Origin of the sequence: Chitinophaga pinensis DSM 2588, assembly GCF_000024005.1 — a bacterium.
In the GTDB taxonomy this organism is placed as follows: domain Bacteria; phylum Bacteroidota; class Bacteroidia; order Chitinophagales; family Chitinophagaceae; genus Chitinophaga; species Chitinophaga pinensis.
The window spans coordinates 1,865,898-1,882,133 of sequence record NC_013132.1 but is presented as its reverse complement, the minus strand read 5'-3'; the positions used below and the strand labels follow the sequence as shown (position 1 = coordinate 1,882,133).

General features: G+C 45.9%; 18 protein-coding genes. 6 read left to right on the top strand and 12 right to left on the bottom strand.

Annotated features, from left to right (window positions below; all coding sequences use genetic code 11):
* Window positions 1–29 precede the first annotated feature (29 nt).
* Entirely contained in the window at window positions 30–464 is a 435-nt protein-coding gene (locus CPIN_RS07720; RefSeq protein ID WP_012789210.1) for a MarR family winged helix-turn-helix transcriptional regulator, read from the top strand.
* Window positions 465–711: 247 nt separating this feature from the next.
* Here the strand turns inward: CPIN_RS07720 and CPIN_RS07715 are convergent, their stop codons facing one another.
* The 4 genes from CPIN_RS07715 to CPIN_RS07700 form a co-directional block, all read right to left on the bottom strand.
* Window positions 712–1,323, bottom strand: a complete 612-nt coding sequence (locus CPIN_RS07715; RefSeq protein ID WP_012789209.1) for a fumarylacetoacetate hydrolase family protein — start codon at window positions 1,321–1,323, stop codon at window positions 712–714.
* Window positions 1,324–1,380: 57 nt separating this feature from the next.
* On the bottom strand, window positions 1,381–1,962 hold the full coding sequence (gene pth / locus CPIN_RS07710) for an aminoacyl-tRNA hydrolase (RefSeq protein WP_012789208.1): 582 nt from the start codon (window positions 1,960–1,962) through the stop codon (window positions 1,381–1,383).
* A 143-nt stretch (window positions 1,963–2,105) separates the two neighbouring features.
* The gene (locus CPIN_RS07705; protein ID WP_012789207.1) at window positions 2,106–2,687 is read right to left on the bottom strand and encodes a 50S ribosomal protein L25; all 582 of its coding nucleotides are present in this window, start codon (window positions 2,685–2,687) and stop codon (window positions 2,106–2,108) included.
* A gap of 39 nt (window positions 2,688–2,726) precedes the next feature.
* Window positions 2,727–3,674 carry a ribose-phosphate pyrophosphokinase gene (locus CPIN_RS07700; RefSeq protein ID WP_012789206.1) on the bottom strand — a complete coding sequence of 316 codons (948 nt, stop codon included), beginning with the start codon at window positions 3,672–3,674 and terminating at the stop codon, window positions 2,727–2,729.
* A gap of 238 nt (window positions 3,675–3,912) precedes the next feature.
* Here CPIN_RS07700 and radC point away from each other — a divergent pair, with 238 nt between their 5' ends.
* Window positions 3,913–4,626 (top strand): RadC family protein, encoded by a 714-nt coding sequence (gene radC, locus CPIN_RS07695; protein WP_012789205.1) that lies wholly within the window; start codon window positions 3,913–3,915, stop codon window positions 4,624–4,626.
* A gap of 62 nt (window positions 4,627–4,688) precedes the next feature.
* Window positions 4,689–5,669, top strand: a complete 981-nt coding sequence (locus CPIN_RS07690) for a Gfo/Idh/MocA family protein (RefSeq protein ID WP_012789204.1) — start codon at window positions 4,689–4,691, stop codon at window positions 5,667–5,669.
* 10 nt (window positions 5,670–5,679) lie between these two features.
* Here the strand turns inward: CPIN_RS07690 and CPIN_RS07685 are convergent, their stop codons facing one another.
* The 4 genes from CPIN_RS07685 to CPIN_RS07670 all read right to left on the bottom strand — a co-directional run bounded on the left by CPIN_RS07685 (window position 5,680) and on the right by CPIN_RS07670 (window position 10,114).
* Window positions 5,680–6,360 carry a 2-C-methyl-D-erythritol 4-phosphate cytidylyltransferase gene (locus tag CPIN_RS07685; RefSeq protein WP_012789203.1) on the bottom strand — a complete coding sequence of 227 codons (681 nt, stop codon included), beginning with the start codon at window positions 6,358–6,360 and terminating at the stop codon, window positions 5,680–5,682.
* 72 nt (window positions 6,361–6,432) lie between these two features.
* On the bottom strand, window positions 6,433–7,482 hold the full coding sequence (queA, locus tag CPIN_RS07680; protein WP_012789202.1) for a tRNA preQ1(34) S-adenosylmethionine ribosyltransferase-isomerase QueA: 1,050 nt from the start codon (window positions 7,480–7,482) through the stop codon (window positions 6,433–6,435).
* 91 nt (window positions 7,483–7,573) lie between these two features.
* A complete protein-coding gene (locus tag CPIN_RS07675; RefSeq protein WP_012789201.1) occupies window positions 7,574–9,325 on the bottom strand; it encodes an ABC transporter ATP-binding protein in 1,752 nt (583 codons plus the stop codon).
* 18 nt (window positions 9,326–9,343) lie between these two features.
* Complete coding sequence (locus tag CPIN_RS07670) at window positions 9,344–10,114, bottom strand: AMP nucleosidase (RefSeq protein WP_012789200.1); 771 nt, start codon at window positions 10,112–10,114, stop codon at window positions 9,344–9,346.
* Window positions 10,115–10,343: 229 nt separating this feature from the next.
* On the opposite strand from CPIN_RS07670, the gene CPIN_RS07665 reads away from it, so the two are divergent.
* Window positions 10,344–10,787 carry a type I restriction enzyme HsdR N-terminal domain-containing protein gene (locus CPIN_RS07665; protein WP_012789199.1) on the top strand — a complete coding sequence of 148 codons (444 nt, stop codon included), beginning with the start codon at window positions 10,344–10,346 and terminating at the stop codon, window positions 10,785–10,787.
* Window positions 10,788–10,998: 211 nt separating this feature from the next.
* Here the strand turns inward: CPIN_RS07665 and CPIN_RS07660 are convergent, their stop codons facing one another.
* The 4 genes from CPIN_RS07660 to CPIN_RS07645 all read right to left on the bottom strand — a co-directional run bounded on the left by CPIN_RS07660 (window position 10,999) and on the right by CPIN_RS07645 (window position 14,125).
* Window positions 10,999–12,417 carry a Glu/Leu/Phe/Val family dehydrogenase gene (locus CPIN_RS07660; protein ID WP_012789198.1) on the bottom strand — a complete coding sequence of 473 codons (1,419 nt, stop codon included), beginning with the start codon at window positions 12,415–12,417 and terminating at the stop codon, window positions 10,999–11,001.
* Window positions 12,418–12,454: 37 nt separating this feature from the next.
* A complete protein-coding gene (locus tag CPIN_RS07655) occupies window positions 12,455–12,709 on the bottom strand; it encodes a CcmD family protein (RefSeq protein WP_012789197.1) in 255 nt (84 codons plus the stop codon).
* Window positions 12,706–13,368 carry a cytochrome c biogenesis protein CcsA gene (gene ccsA, locus CPIN_RS07650; RefSeq protein WP_012789196.1) on the bottom strand — a complete coding sequence of 221 codons (663 nt, stop codon included), beginning with the start codon at window positions 13,366–13,368 and terminating at the stop codon, window positions 12,706–12,708. The genes CPIN_RS07655 and ccsA overlap by 4 nt, the downstream gene beginning before the upstream one ends.
* Before the next feature lie 91 nt (window positions 13,369–13,459).
* Entirely contained in the window at window positions 13,460–14,125 is a 666-nt protein-coding gene (locus tag CPIN_RS07645; protein WP_012789195.1) for a heme exporter protein CcmB, read from the bottom strand.
* 39 nt (window positions 14,126–14,164) lie between these two features.
* On the opposite strand from CPIN_RS07645, the gene accC reads away from it, so the two are divergent.
* Both accC and CPIN_RS07635 read left to right on the top strand, forming a co-directional pair.
* Window positions 14,165–15,649: an acetyl-CoA carboxylase biotin carboxylase subunit gene (accC, locus tag CPIN_RS07640; RefSeq protein WP_012789194.1), complete on the top strand. Its 1,485-nt coding sequence runs from the start codon at window positions 14,165–14,167 to the stop codon at window positions 15,647–15,649.
* A gap of 59 nt (window positions 15,650–15,708) precedes the next feature.
* A complete protein-coding gene (locus CPIN_RS07635; RefSeq protein ID WP_012789193.1) occupies window positions 15,709–16,188 on the top strand; it encodes a GtrA family protein in 480 nt (159 codons plus the stop codon).
* Window positions 16,189–16,236 lie beyond the last annotated feature (48 nt).

Genomic DNA, 16,236 nt, shown 5'->3' with positions numbered 1-16,236 from the left:
ACAACTATTGCTACTGCAAATTAACGAATATGACTGATACTTTTGTAAGCAATCCGTCTTTTTTTAAGCTGGATGCCACCCTCAAACGGATACGTAATTACTGGCAGAAAACCTTTGACGCCAATAAAAAAGATATTACCGTTGACCAGTGGCTTCTGATTGAAAACCTGTACAAGCATAAGAAGATCACGCACAATGAGCTTGCCAAACTGACCTCAAAAGATATTACGACGGTATCCCGTATCATTGAACTGCTGGTGAAAAAAGAACTGGTAGTCAGAGAGGGATCTCCGCAGGATCGCAGGAAAGTGTATTTACAGCTGACCAACAAAGGCACTGAGAAATATAAGGATGTTCGTCCGCTGGTATTAGACATGCGTAAAACAGGATGGTCCGGATTAACAGAACATGATTATACTGAATTGACCAGGATACTGGACGCTATCTATCAAAACATTCCCTGATCATTGACGCTTACCACTCGTTCCTGACTATGAGACGCCGCCCCCGAAGCGGCTGATTATTTGTAAACGATCTGCCAGCTTAGCGCTTTTCTCATCTGTTTTTTTTAGGGTAACCGGTTTTTGCTTTGCCGCATTGCTGCGGCAGGGGAATCTATGCGCTTTATTGTGCATTAAAAGGCACAAAAAAGCGCTTAACACAAACTGCGGACAGTAATTGCGTTAAGCGCCTGAATATCTAAAAAAGAGCCTATTTAATCATAAACTCCAGCATACTGTCATTCTCAATGAATGCTTCCAGTGAATCGCCTATTTCTACCGGACCAACGCCTGCCGGTGTACCGGTGAATACCAGATCACCGATATTCAGGGTGAAATACCTGGAAATGTAAGACACCAGGAAATCAAAGGAAAACAGCAGGTCTTTGGTATTCCCCTGTTGTACGATCTCCTTGTTTTTATACAGACAGAAATTGATATCCTTTTTGTCCAGTTCAGGGGTAATAGGCATGAACTGTCCTACTACGGCTGAATTGTCAAAGGCCTTGGCAATCTCCCAGGGTAATCCTTTCTGTTTCTGTTTCTCCTGCAGATCACGGGCAGTGAAGTCGATTCCGATACCTATCTGATCGTAATATTTATCGGCGAATTTCTCCTGTATATGTTTACCATTCTTACTGATACGGAGTACCAGCTCGCATTCATAATGCAGATTGTCAGTGAACTCCGGATAGTAAAATGGGTGATTATTCTGTAATAATGCATTCTTAGGCTTCATGAAAATCACTGGTTCGGTTGGCACCTCATTTTTCAGTTCCTTTGCATGATCAGCATAATTTCTTCCAACACAAATTATTTTCATGACAGGTGTTTCTTGGTTTTAAGGTTAAAAGAACGGAGCATATCAGTTTTTCGAAATTTATTTATCATAAGGGTAGCTCAATGTGTTGTAGATATTCATGGTACGGGGCAATCCGATGGAAGCATAACTCTCAATCAATTCCACACATTTCCCCAGCTTGCCCATCACCACAGGCCATTCGTCATTCGTCCATTTACCCAATACAAACTCCACCTGTCTTCCACGCGGGTAATTATTACCGATACCAAAGCGCAAACGTGGGTACTGATTGGTGCCTAGTAATTCCTGGATACTTTTCAGCCCGTTCTGTCCTGCATCGCTGCCACCCGGACGCAGACGAATTACTTCCAATGGTAATGCCAGATCATCTACTAATACCAGTATATTTTCCAGTGGCACTTTCTCCTTATCCATCCAGTATTTAACCGCCTTACCACTCAGGTTCATATAAGTGGTGGGCTTTATCACCACAAAAATGCGGCCTTTCCATTTTACTTCGGCTACATCTGCCAGACGGTCTTCTCTATAAGTGCCTCCATGCTTTTTCACAAAAGCATCTGCTATATCAAAGCCTATATTATGGCGCGTCTGTTCGTATTCTGTCCCTATATTCCCTAATCCTACTATCAGGTACTTCATCGGATTACTATTTTAATTGCTGTACGTCTGTAGCATACAAAGCCTCTATTTATACGAAGCTACATGTAATGCAGGGCAAAAATAGAAAAAGTCCCATCCCGGACGAGCCGGAACGGGACTTTTTGCAAAATATTCTGAAAGAATTATTTCTTTTTACCTTCAGCTGCTTCTTCCTGACGTAACTGACGGGTCATTACTACTGACGCGATAGGAATACGTGGAGAGTTCAGGATTTCGATGTTTTCAGCAACAACGTCTTCTACACGGATGTTACCGTTCAGTTCCAGGTTGTCGATGCTAACTTCGATGTTCTCACGCAGATATTTAGGCAGAGCCTTTACTTTCAGCGCTTTGATTTTAACTACCAGTTTACCACCGGCTTTTACACCTTCTGACTGACCAACAATTCTGATTGGCAGGGTAACTGCTACTGGTTTATCTTCTACCAGTTCCAGGAAGTCGATGTGAGACAGTTCGTCTGTTACAGTGTCAAATTGTTTGTCTTTCAGTACACATCTGTAAACTTTGCTACCTAATTTAATTTCAGCCAACTGAAAATCAGGAGTGTAGATCAGATTTTTGAAAGATACTGCCGGAGCTGAAAAACTTACGGTTTCTGCACCCCCGTAAATAACACAAGGCACTTGGCCCTCAGAACGTGCCTGGCGGGTGGCTTTTTTGCCAAACTCGCTCCTGAGTTGTCCTTCGATTGTTATCGTTTTCATTGATTAAACATTTATGTTGTTATAAATAATGCTCATTAATTAGACCCTGCGGTGGCTATGAACGAACAGGTTTGTAATAGACCTGTTTTCGTGCATGTTACGGATAGCTACTGCAAAGAGGTCGGCCACGCTGATCACTTTGATCTTTGGACTCTGCTGTTTCAGCGGGATCGTATCGCAGATCACCAGCTCTTCCAGTACGGAATTAGTGATATTGTCAAACGCTTTACCACTCAATACCGGATGCGTACAGAAAGCTCTTACACTTCTCGCCCCTTTCTCTTTCAGCAGGTTGGCCGCTTTGGTCAGTGTACCTGCAGTGTCGCAGATATCATCGATCAATACGATATCCCTGTCCTTTACATCACCGATCACCACCATGGAGGCAATCTCATTCGCACGTTTACGGTGTTTGTCACAGATCACCATTTCAGCATTGAAATAGGACGCAACTTCCCTTACCCTATTAGTGCTACCTACGTCAGGGGACGCAAAGGTAAGGTTTTCCAGCTTCAAATTCTCGATATACGGGATGAATATTGCAGAACTATCCAGGTGATCTACCGGGATATCGAAGAAACCCTGGATCTGCGGAGCATGTAAGTCCATGGTTATCACACGATTAGCACCAGCCGAAGTCAACAGATTAGCCACCAGCTTGGATGCAATGGCTACCCTTGGCTTGTCCTTCCTGTCCTGTCTCGCGAAACCGAAATATGGAATTACAGCAGTGATGTAACCTGCAGATGCCCTTTTAGCTGCATCTATCATCATCAACAGTTCCATCAGATTGTCAGATGGAGCGTTGGTGCTCTGTATCAGGAAAACATAATCACCACGGATACTTTCCATGTAGATTGGCTGGAACTCGCCATCGCTGAATTTCTGTATGGTCAGTTTGCCCAGACCGTTACCGTAACGCTTTGCAATTTTCTCTGCAAGAGCTGTGTTACTGTTCCCTGTGAAAATTTTTACTGATGGTTGCATGGAATATTAAAGAGGTTGCAAAACTATGCTTTTTGGAGTACGTATTTTGTATTTTTTTGGGCAATCTGCCATACAGCAAACGCCCCGCTTATTTTCAAACTGGATAACACACTTATTAACAGACAATTACACGTTTATCCCCGAATAATCTTATAAAAAGAAGACTAATTTAAAATAAATTGAGAGAAGATAAAAAAACTGAGTGGGAAGAGATATATTTGCTAATATTTTTAGCAAAATGGAAGGAACAGTTAACCCGGCAAGTACTCACATTGCCATCAAAGACTGGCCTGAGGACGACCAGCCACGAGAAAAACTAATCAGCAAAGGTAACAGTGCATTAAGCGATGCTGAGTTACTCGCCATACTGCTGAATGATGGCTATAAACAAAAATCAGCTCTTGCACTGGCCCAGGAAGTACTACGTGCGGCCTCCAATAATCTCAGCGAAATGGGCAAGCTCACACTTGAACAACTAAAGAAGATCCAGGGTATCGGCACTGCAAAAGCTACCAAAATCATCGCCGTCATGGAACTGGCCCGTCGCCGTCAGGCCGGCTGTATGCTCCAGAAAAAAACAATCCGGCAGGGCCGGGATGCCGCCCTCTACTTTAAACCTTTACTCGGCGATGCAGCATTGGAATCCTTTCATGTGCTATATCTCAATCACGCCTCCCGTGTACTGCAACACCGCTGTATCAGCATCGGCGGTATTACCGGTACGATCGTCGATCCTAAAGTCATTTTCCGCGAAGCACTGGAACTGGGTGCCACACAGGTCATTCTCTGCCATAATCATCCCTCTGGTAATCTGCGTCCCAGCACCGCCGACATTCAGATCACAGAAAAGCTCAAAGCGGCAGGCCGCCTGCTTGACATCAGCGTGCTCGACCACATCATTGTTTCCGAAGCCGGCTATTGCAGTATGGTCGAAGAAGGGTTCATTATATAACATTTGGATTTAATACCCTCTTTTTCCTTACATTCGCAATTATTTTATTATCAAATAGTAACATGCTCAAGATAGGCATCTTCGGAGTGGGGCACCTGGGGAAGATACATCTCTCCCAATGGGCCGCAATGAAAGACGTAGAAATAGTTGGTTTTTTCGATCCTAGCGATGCCAACGCTGAAAGCGTAGCCCAATACCAGATTCCTCGATTCGATTCCGCGGAAGAACTGATCCAGGCGTCCGACGCAATTGATATCATCGCACCAACCACACATCACTTTAAAATTTGTGAACAGGCTATCCGCAACGGAAAACACATTTTCGTGGAAAAGCCGATGACCAATACCATGGATGAGGCCAAAACACTGGTAAAACTGGTGGAAGAAGCCAATATCAAATTCCAGGTAGGGCACGTGGAGCGTTTCAACCCGGCTTTCCTGGCGTTGAAAGGGCATACCCTGAAGCCAATGTTCATCGAAGTACACCGCCTCGCAGAATTCAATCCGCGTGGTACTGATGTCAGTGTGATCCTCGACCTGATGATACATGATATCGACATCGTGCTGAGCATCGTACAATCTACCATCAACAGAATATCTGCCAGCGGCGTAGCCGTTATGAGCGATACGCCTGATATAGCCAACGTACGTATCGAGTTTCATAACGGATGCGTGGCCAACCTGACCTCCAGCCGTATTTCCCTGAAAAAGATGCGTAAAATGAGGCTGTTCCAGAAAGATGCCTACATCGGTATCGACTTCCTGGATAAGAAAACAGAAATCATCAAACTGAAAACACCGGAAGACGAAGGTTTATTCACACTGGATATCGACACGAATTCAGGTAAGAAAACCATCGCTATCGATAACCCGGAAATCAAGCAGACCAATGCCATCCGCATGGAACTGGAACTGTTCCGCGACAGCATCCTGCACAATAAACCGGTACCAGTGAATGCAATTGATGGTCTGCAGGCAATGGAAGTTGCCCACCAGATCCTGGCGAAAATCCAAAAGAGCTTGTCACCAGACACCGCTCAATAATATATTCAGCTTAATTTCTTTCCTTTAATAGCGCGCTCGCAATGGTCAGATCCAGCGGGCGCGTTATTTTTATATTCGCCTCCTCTCCCGGTACCAGGTGTACACGGTGCCCCTGCCGTTCTACAACGGTTGCCTCATCGGTAAACAAGGGATCATAAGGTAATGAAAAGGCTGGCAATAGCCACTCTGAGAGGAATGTTTGCGGGGTTTGTATAATCTTGAACTGCTCACGGTCCACCGCCTTATTCCCCTCTCCTTCCAGCTGCCTGATACTGTCTTTCATATCAATCACCGGAATAGCGCTTCCCTTTTCCAGGGCCGCTTCATAGCAGGAACGGATCAGCGCTGTGCTGATCAGCGGACGAACACCGTCGTGTACAAACACAACAGCCGGGTTTTGTACTTCATTCAGGCCATTCTTTACTGAATGAAAGCGGGTCTCTCCTCCTTTCACCAATGTAACGGCAGCGCGGGTATTAAAATCATGCAGCCATGGTTTCACGTAGTCAAAATGCACTTCCGGCAATACCAGCACAATATGTATATCAGGGAATGCGCTTGCAAATGCATTCACCGTATGCCATAATACAGGCTTACCTGAAAGTTCCAGAAATTGCTTGGGGACGGCACTTCCCATACGTGTGCCTGATCCGCCGGCTACAATGATCGCTATCTTTTTACGCTGTTCCATATGGCCTTACATGAATAGTCCTGTCCCGCATGATACGGAACAGGACCTTTTCGAATAGTTTTTTTCTGCTTATCAGATGATCAGCATTGCATCACCATAGCTGAAGAAACGGTATTTCTCCTTAATAGCCTGCTGATATGCTTCCATCACCAGATCATAACCTGCAAAAGCACATACCATGATCAGGAGGCTTGTTTTAGGTAGGTGGAAGTTAGTAACCAGTGCATTCGGAATAGCGAAATCATAAGGAGGGTGAATAAAGGTATTTGTCCATCCTTCTGCTGCTTTCAGCAGGTTCTGTGCAGTCACGGAAGACTCAACCGCTCTCACGGTGGTAGTACCGATCGCACAAACCTTGCGGTTCTCTTCTTTTGCCTTGTTCACCACTTTCACAGCATACTCGTCAATGTTGAAGTACTCAGCATCCATCTTGTGTTTGCTCAGATCTTCTACCTCGATAGGACGGAATGTGCCTAAACCGGTGTGCAGGGTAACTTCTGCGAATTTAACACCTTTGATCTCCAGGCGTTTGATCAGCTCACGGCTGAAGTGCAGACCAGCAGTCGGAGCTGCAACGGCGCCTTCATGTTTTGCGTAAACTGTCTGATAACGCTCTTTATCCTCTTCTTCAGGCTTACGCTTGATGTATTTAGGCAGCGGTGTTTCACCCAGGGTGTCCAGTACCTGCTTAAATTCATTGTCATCACCTTCGAACAGGAAGCGGATCGTACGGCCACGGGATGTGGTGTTATCAATCACTTCTGCTACCAGCGATTCATCATCGCCAAAGTATAATTTGTTACCCACCCTGATCTTACGGGCAGGATCTACGATTACATCCCACAAGCGGTTCTGCTTGTTCAGCTCACGGAGCAGGAATACTTCAATCTTTGCACCAGTCTTCTCCTTACGGCCATACAGACGAGCAGGGAATACCTTGGTGTTGTTCACCACCATTACATCCTTATCATTGAAGTAGTTGATGATATCACGGAACACCTTGTGCTCGATTTTACCGGTGGCACGGTTTACCACCATCAAACGTGCTTCATCTCTAGTCTTGGAAGGGTGCTGCGCAATCAGATTTAAAGGAAGATCGAATCTAAACTGTGATAGTTTCATATTACGGTATGAATGAATTTTAAGGCTGCAAAAGTATTGATTATTATGGAATCTATCAAAAATGATTATCTATGCATTATCGAACACTAAGTTACACATAAATATTTTTCGGTATAGAATTAATTAGCTGTCTGGTATATTCACTTTTGGGCTGCTCATACACTTCAGCGGCCTGTCCCGCTTCTTCAATCTGCCCCCGGTTCATCACCATCATCCTGTCACTGATAAAACGTACCACCGACAGATCATGGGAAATAAATATACTGGTAAATCCGAATTCCTCCCTCAGCTGCATCAACAGATTCAAAACCTGTGCCTGAATACTCACGTCCAGGGCGGCTACTGATTCGTCGCAGATAATAAAAGACGGATCCAAAGCCAATGCGCGCGCAATGACAATACGCTGTCTTTGTCCGCCGGAAAACTCATGTGGATAACGATTATAATGCTCCGGCAACAGGTTCACCTTTGCCAGCAGCTCCTTCACTCGCTCCCTTCTCCCCTGTTCCGTACCATACAATCCATGTACTTTCATGGGCTCTTCAATAGCACGACCAATGGTCATGCGTGGATTCAAGGAAGAATAGGGATCCTGGAAGATAATCTGGATATCCTTCCGCAGATCCCTCAATGCTCCTGCGGATAAGGTAGTAATGTCTTTCCCCTTATAGTAAATACTGCCGGAAGTCGGTTCTGCCAGTCTTAACAAGGTTCTTCCCAGTGTAGTTTTTCCACATCCGGACTCCCCTACAAGTCCCATAGTTTCCCCTTCCCTGACGTCAAAACTGACGCCGTTGACGGCTTTCGTCCAGGAAAGGACTTTCCCAAAGATGTTCTTCCTGGCAGGAAACCAGGTATGCAGGTCTTTTACTTCCAGTAAAAGCGGCCGTTGTGCCAGCATGGCTTCCCTGCCGGCAATCAGTTCCTGCGGGACCTCCAGACTATGTACAAACGCCTTTATCTCCTGCGCCTTCTCCACGATCTCTCCCTGCGGGTCTATTTCCATAAAGTCGCGGGTGACGGGCAAACGGAACAACCTTTTATCTAATGGCGGACGACAAGCCAGCAACCCCTTCGTATAAGGATGCTGCGGATGCGTGAACAGCTGTGCCACGCTCCCTTCCTCTACAATACGGCCCTTATACATCACCGCTACCCGGTCAGCTATTTCTGCAATAACCCCCAGGTCATGCGTAATAAAGATCACACTCATGCCCGTCTGCCGTTGCAGCTCTTTCAGCAGTTCAAGTATCGTTTTCTGTACGGTGACATCTAATGCAGTGGTGGGTTCGTCAGCAATGAGCAGGCGGGGCTGACAACTGATGGCCATAGCAATCATGACCCTTTGTTTTTGTCCGCCGGAAAGCTGATGTGGATAACGTTCCATCATCAACTCAGGATCAGGCAGGCGTACCTGTTTAAACAGGGCCAGGGTTTGCAGTCTCGCTGCTTCCCTGTTCATCAATCTTTTATGGAGTAAGAGTGCTTCCATCACCTGATGCCCGCAGGTATGCAGCGGATTCAGGGATGTCATCGGTTCCTGGAAGATCATCGCAATCTCGTTGCCACGCCAGGAACGCATTTCAATTTCAGACAAACGTGTGATATCTGTTATCGGCATTTTACTGCCTGACAGATGGTATTGCAGACTACCTCCGCTGATCCGGCCGGGATGCTGCAACAGCCGCATCAGGGAAAGGGCTGTTACTGATTTACCGGAACCGGATTCTCCGACAATACCAACGATCTCACCGGGCATAATATCCAGTGAAATACCATTGACAGCAGGTGTGCTGCCGAAGGAAACCATCAGGTCGCGGATGGATAAAAGTGGCTGCTGCATATTGAGGAACAGACGGCTTTAAAACAGCAGGTGTTTCACTGTCTGGTGACTATTAATCAGATTTTTCAGCGAATCGATACCGATACGGATATGTCTTTCCACATATTCAGTCGTCACTCTGCGATCACTATCTTCTGTTTTCACACCTTCCGGAATCATTGGCTGATCAGATACAAGCAGCAATGCGCCTGTAGGTATTTTGTTAAAGAAACCAACAGAGAAAATAGTGGCTGTTTCCATATCGATGGCCATCGCACGGATACGTTCCAGGTAGCGTTTGAATTCCACATCATGCTCCCATACACGACGATTCGTACTGTAACAGGTACCTGTCCAGTAATCGCAGCCATATTCACGGATGGTGGTGGATATTACTTTTTGCAAAGCAAATGATGGCAGGGCCGGCACTTCTGCAGGGAAGTAGTCATTGGAAGTACCCTCGCCACGGATCGCAGCGATCGGCAATATCAGGTCACCGATGTTATTTTTCTTTTTCAGACCACCGCATTTTCCCAGGAAAAGCACCGCTTTGGGATGAATCGCACTGAGTAAGTCCATTACAGTAGCAGCACCGGGACTACCCATACCAAAATTGATGATCGTAATGTCATCTGCAGTAGCGCATTGCATCGGCCGGCCTTCACCTACGATAGTGGTGTTATGCCATTCTGCGAAATAATTAAGATAGTTACTAAAGTTCGTGAGCAGGATGTGAGAACCGAAATTCTCCAGTTTTTCTCCGGTGTAGCGGGGGAGCCAGTTAGCTACAATTTCTTCTTTTGTCTTCATAGCCTTTTGACAAACGAATATACGGAAAAAACTCTGAAGTCCCATGTCACCGGACCTGTAATACCTTTGTAATAGACGCAACAGGACGTTAAATATTTGTTACCTCGTTCATCCTATAGTTACCCTTCGTTGAATGCTCCCTTTCTAAGCCAGGATGAACGAAAGATAACTATAGGATGAGTACTATAATACCCTGTCGTTAATAGCCTACTATAGATATCTTTGCGGCATGATCGCGATCGAATTTCCCACCCCTGATTTCAAAATTGTAAAGGAGAATGATAAAACACTCATTTTCGACCGTTTCCGGAAGCGATATGTCATATTAACCCCTGAGGAATGGGTACGGCAGAACATTCTCAATTACCTGGTAAAAACACTGGGCTACCAGGCTTCCCTGATAGGCGTAGAAAAGGAAATCTACCTGGGAGAGCTGAAAAAAAGATGTGATATTGTTGTGTATAACAGGGCAATGCAACCCTGGATGATCATAGAATGTAAGGAAATGGAGGTGCAGTTGACGCAGGCTGTACTGGAGCAGATCATCCGTTATCATATGGTGTTGCCGGCAGCCTACCTGGTGATCACCAACGGGGTTAATACCTTCTGTTGTCAGCATATGGTGGCGGAACAGGAATGGCAGTTCATTTCGCAGTTACCGGCTCATTTATAATACTATTTTCACAATTCTGCAAAAACAAGCCTTTCTTGGCGGATAATTCCGCCTGATCCCAGTATGATGGAGGACGTATACATGCCGTATACGCGGAGATAAGGTGGACTTGAGGTGGACCTGATCGGGCATTAACAGGGAGAATATAGTACCATATAAAAGGGGATACCGGCTGGTATCCCCTTTCTAAAACAATTATGTGAAGCAGACATCAAGGGAAGATACCCAGCTGATCGTAAGCAGCACCTACTTTATCAATAGCGCATACATAAGCAGCGGTACGCATATCATGGATGTCTTTGTGGTTCATCATGATGGTACGCACTTCATGTAATGCAGCGTGCATGGTTTCTTCCAGACCGGAATACACCAGATCTACCTCATCAGCACCGTGTGCAATGAACTTTCTTTCTCTGTCGGATACGGATTTACCGGTAAGGTCTTCGATCACGCTCAGGATGTGAATGTTCATATTTTCGTCGAAGCGTTTGCCCAGACGGCCATAACGTACGTGGCTAAGGTTTTTTAACCATTCAAAGTAAGAAACGGTTACACCACCTGCGTTCAGGAACATATCCGGCACAACGATCACACCTTTCTGGTTCAGGATTTCGTCAGCTTCCGGTGTAATAGGACCGTTTGCAGCTTCACCGATGATCTTTGCCTTGATACGAGGCGCATTTTCTTTATGGATGACATTTTCCAGCGCGGCAGGGATCAGGATATCGCAATCCATTTCCAGACCTTCTGCATTGTTTTTCAATGTAGTAGCACCTGGGAAATTAACGATAGAACCTGTTTCATTTCTGTGCTTCAGTACTGCATCAGGATCCATACCTTTATCGCTGTACAGTGCACCATCCCACTCAATCAGACCAACGATCACCGCGCCTGCTTCATGAAAATATTTAGCGGCATGGTAACCCACGTTACCCATACCCTGTACAATTACTTTTTTACCGATGATACCTGGTTCCAGACCAAGACGCTGCATATCTTCTTTGATATTACACAGCTCCTGGAGACCATAGAATACACCGAGACCAGTAGCTTCTTTACGACCACGTACACCACCCTGAGAAACCGGTTTACCTGTTACGCAACCGTAACCGTCGATCTCTCCGGGACGGAGGCTCATGTAAGTATCGAGGATCCAGCTCATTTCCCTTTCGCCGGTACCATAGTCCGGAGCAGGAACGTCTACGCCCGGGCCGATGAAGTTTTTCTTAACAAGTTCCGCAGTGTAACGGCGGGTGATGTTTTCTAACTGGAACGGGGAATAGTTACGTGGATTGATCTTAATACCTCCTTTGGCTCCACCGAAAGGAACGTTAACGATAGCGCATTTGTAAGTCATCAATGCTGCCAGGGCCATTACTTCGTCCTGGTTTACAGCATCGCTGAAACGGATACCACCTTTACAAGGCAGTTTGTGGTGAGAGTGCTGAACGCGGTAGGCTTCTATTACTTCGATCGTGTCACCTACGCGTACCGGGAATTTCATACGGTACACGGCATTACAGGCTTTGATCTGTTCCAGAATGCCCTTTTCCCATTTCGTGAATTTTGCGGCTTTGTCAAAACTTCTTTCAACGCTCTGAAAGAAGTCATAATGTTGCTCTTGCGCCATAGACAATTGTTTTGGTAATATATATATGTAGTTGGACTTATTTGCCCTGCAAACTGTTATCTCTTTGTTCCAGCTTGCTGATCTTTCTGTCCAGTGCTATTAAAAATATAACAATCCCGATAAAGATGATCAGCAGCACACCTACTATCACATAGATCTTGCCATTGCTGCGAAAAAATTCGTTGACAGGTCCTGTCTCTGTATTCTGATTTTGATTTTCCTGTGCATTAGCAAACAGGGAAATGAGTAACAGCAGGCAGGTACAGCAGAAAGAAAACGCTTTGTTGATCATTTAAAAATATTTTTTAGCTCTAATTTTTTGTACCGTACAAGCAGTGTGTAAATCCATACACTCAGCAGGGTCCAACCAATGAAGGCAGGATAGAGAACCCATTTCATGTGGTTGTCGGTGTCACTGGATGCAAATCCAGGCGTGGTGGCGCTTCCGGGATGCAGGGAATCGACCATGCGCGGGATGATATACGTTAAGGGAATCAACAAAGCAAATGCGAAAATGTTAAACACGGCAGAGATCCTCGCACGCTTATCGATGTCCGGAATGGACAAACGTAATACGAGGTAAGCCATATAGATCATGAGTGCGACAGCCGTCAGCATCTGTTTAGGATCGCGGGTAAAGGAACCACCCCAGGTATAGGTCGCCCATAATGTACCCGTGGCGAAGCCCAGGATGCCATAAAACACCCCAACACTCGCAGCAGAACTTGCGTATGCATCTCTACGAAGATCGTATTTAGAAAGATAGAGAACGGAATTGATCACGGAGATAGTGAACATGGTATACATGCATATCCACATGGGAACGTGAAAGAAAAGGCCGCGGGAAGACTGCCCGTTTGTGCCGATAATCGGTATCTCAATAGTAAATCCTGCGATGATAACGTATACGAGGATAATTACTGCTAGAGCTTTCCACCAATGCTTTGCCATTTTAAACCAACTATATTGGGGGCAAACCTACAGGTTTTATCACTAATCACAAAATTCAGTAACCTGTTTCCCGTCATCCTTACAACTGTTGCTAATCTTTCCACAAGAAAGGAAATAACACTAAGGACAGGGCAATGATTAATATATCCATGCTGCCCATCATCAGGAACATCTTGGGCAAACCTGGTTGATAAACCGTTATAAAAGAAGACTTTGCAATATTGGAGAGCAGCATCAGCAAAGGAAGCATTATCGGGAAACCCATAATCGCCATCAGCGCCGCATTCTGATTAGCCTGGGCTGCAATAGCCGCCAGCATCGTAAAAAGCAGAGAAAGACTGATCCCTCCCAGGAGAATTACCCCCAGGAAATACCAGAAACTGGTCACGGGATTGCCCAGGAATAGCATACAACATCCCATGGTAATTAATGTCATCACTGACATGAGTATGATATTGTAGATCAGTTTGGCCGCAATAAAACTACGGGGATGTACCAGAGAATAGAAGTATAAAAGACGGCCCCTGTTTTCCTGCACAAAACTTTTAGCAATCGCGTTCACCGCCACAAACAGCTGCACCACCCAGAACAGGGCATTCCAGATCTTTTCTTCCGGTTTGTCAATCATCAGATTTATTACAAACACGGTAGATATAATATATAGGAGGATACCATAAAAGGCATATTTCTGTCGTAATTCGAGCAAAATGTCCTTTTTTACTAAGGTAAGTGTTTGTCTGAAGGCACTGGATTTCATGAGGTGGCAAAGATAGTAGAATCACTTATATTCGCTTCCATGAAAAAAATACTGGTAGCCAACCGTGGTGAAATTGCACTGCGGATTATGCGATCTGCCCGGGAAATGGGGATCGCGACAGTAGCTGTATATTCCGAAGCCGACCGTTCAATGCCTTTCGTGCAGTATGCGGACGAGGCGGTATGTATAGGTCCGGCACCCTCCAGCCAGTCCTACCTGCTGATCGATAAGATCATCGGCGCAGCCCGGCAAACCGGCGCAGACGCCATCCACCCCGGTTATGGTTTCCTCAGCGAGAATGCACGTTTTTCTCAGGCCGTTAAAGATGCCGGACTCACTTTCATCGGCCCCAGCGCATCTGCCATCGAAATGATGGGTAGCAAGCTGGCGGCTAAACAGGCCGCCCAGCGCTTTGGAGTACCTATGGTACCTGGTACGGAAACGCCTTTACGCAGTCTGGAAGAAGCCAGAGAAGTGGTACAGAAGACCGGTTTCCCGATCCTGATCAAGGCGTCGGCCGGTGGCGGCGGTAAGGGAATGCGGGTGGTAAACGCTCCTGAAGAACTCGAGGAACAGATCAGACTGGCCAAAAGTGAAGCCATGAACGCCTTCGGAGACGATGCCGTATTCATTGAAAAATATGTGGGTTCCCCACGCCATATAGAAATTCAGGTACTGGGCGACCAGCACGGAAACTATGTCTATCTATTTGAACGTGAGTGCTCTATACAGCGCAGACACCAGAAACTCATAGAAGAAGCACCTTCTTCCTGCCTGACGCCCGACATCCGGGAAGCCATGGGTAATTGTGCCCTGGACGTAGCCCGTGCCTGCCAGTATTACGGCGCCGGCACTGTCGAATTTCTTGTAGACGAAAAGCTGAAATTCTATTTCCTGGAGATGAACACCCGTCTGCAGGTAGAACATCCTGTAACAGAAATGATTACCGGACTGGACCTGGTCAAGGAACAGATCAGGGTAGCCAGGGGAGAAAAATTGTCTTTCAGTCAGCAGGATCTCAAAATAAACGGACACGCCATCGAACTGCGCGTTTGTGCAGAAGACCCGGCCAATAACTTCCTTCCGGATACCGGTACACTAACGACGTATGTTCGTCCGCAGGGATACGGTGTACGCGTAGATGATGGTTATGAACAAGGCATGGACATTCCGATCTACTACGATCCTATGATTGCCAAGCTGATAGCATGGGGCGCAAACCGGGAAGAAGCCCGCGAGCGTTTGTTACGCGCTATCGCTGAATACCAGGTGAAAGGCATCCGCACCACATTGCCGTTCGGCCGCTGGGCACTACAACAGCCTGCATTTATTGAAGGCGCTTTTGACACAAACTTTATCGGAAAATACTTTACACCACAATCACTGGACCAGAGAGATCCCGAGGCGGCAAAGGCGGCAGCTATCCTGGCGGTACAGGTATGGCAGGAACAACAGCGTCGGATCAGGCAGCAACCTTTGAACGGGCAGCCAAAACTTTGGAAAAACAGGAAATTGTTAAGATAATCCAAAAGCGCAATACAGTAACGGTAAAACTGACTAGTTTTGCCCTGTACAACTATTTTATGAAAAGGTTCATTTTATTGGTGCTAGATTTTTTTTACCAGCCGTTTGCGAAGCTAATGCCGCTGCAGACCTTCCGTTACCTCGCCTGTGGCAGTGGTAATACGGCTATGGATATCCTATTGTATTACGTCAGTTTTCACTTTATACTGCACGAAACCCCGGTACAATTCAGCATCTTCACCATCAGTGCGCACATTGCCGCATTGTTTATGGCGATGATCGTGACATTCCCGACAGGGTTCCTGTTGAGCAAGTTTATCGTATTCTCAGAATCCAACCTGAGAGGACGTGTACAACTGGTAAGGTATTTCATGCTGGTAGGCATCTGCATCTGTCTGAACTACGGTTTCATGAAGTTGTTCGTAGAGTATTTTCATATCTACCCGACCATTTCTAAAGTACTGACAACCATATTCGTAGTGGGATTCAGTTACCTGACACAGAAGAAATTCACCTTCAAGGTCAAGGCAAGCGCCTGAGCCGTTTAACATATTTGAAAAAGACCGCCTCTATGGGGCGGTCTTTTC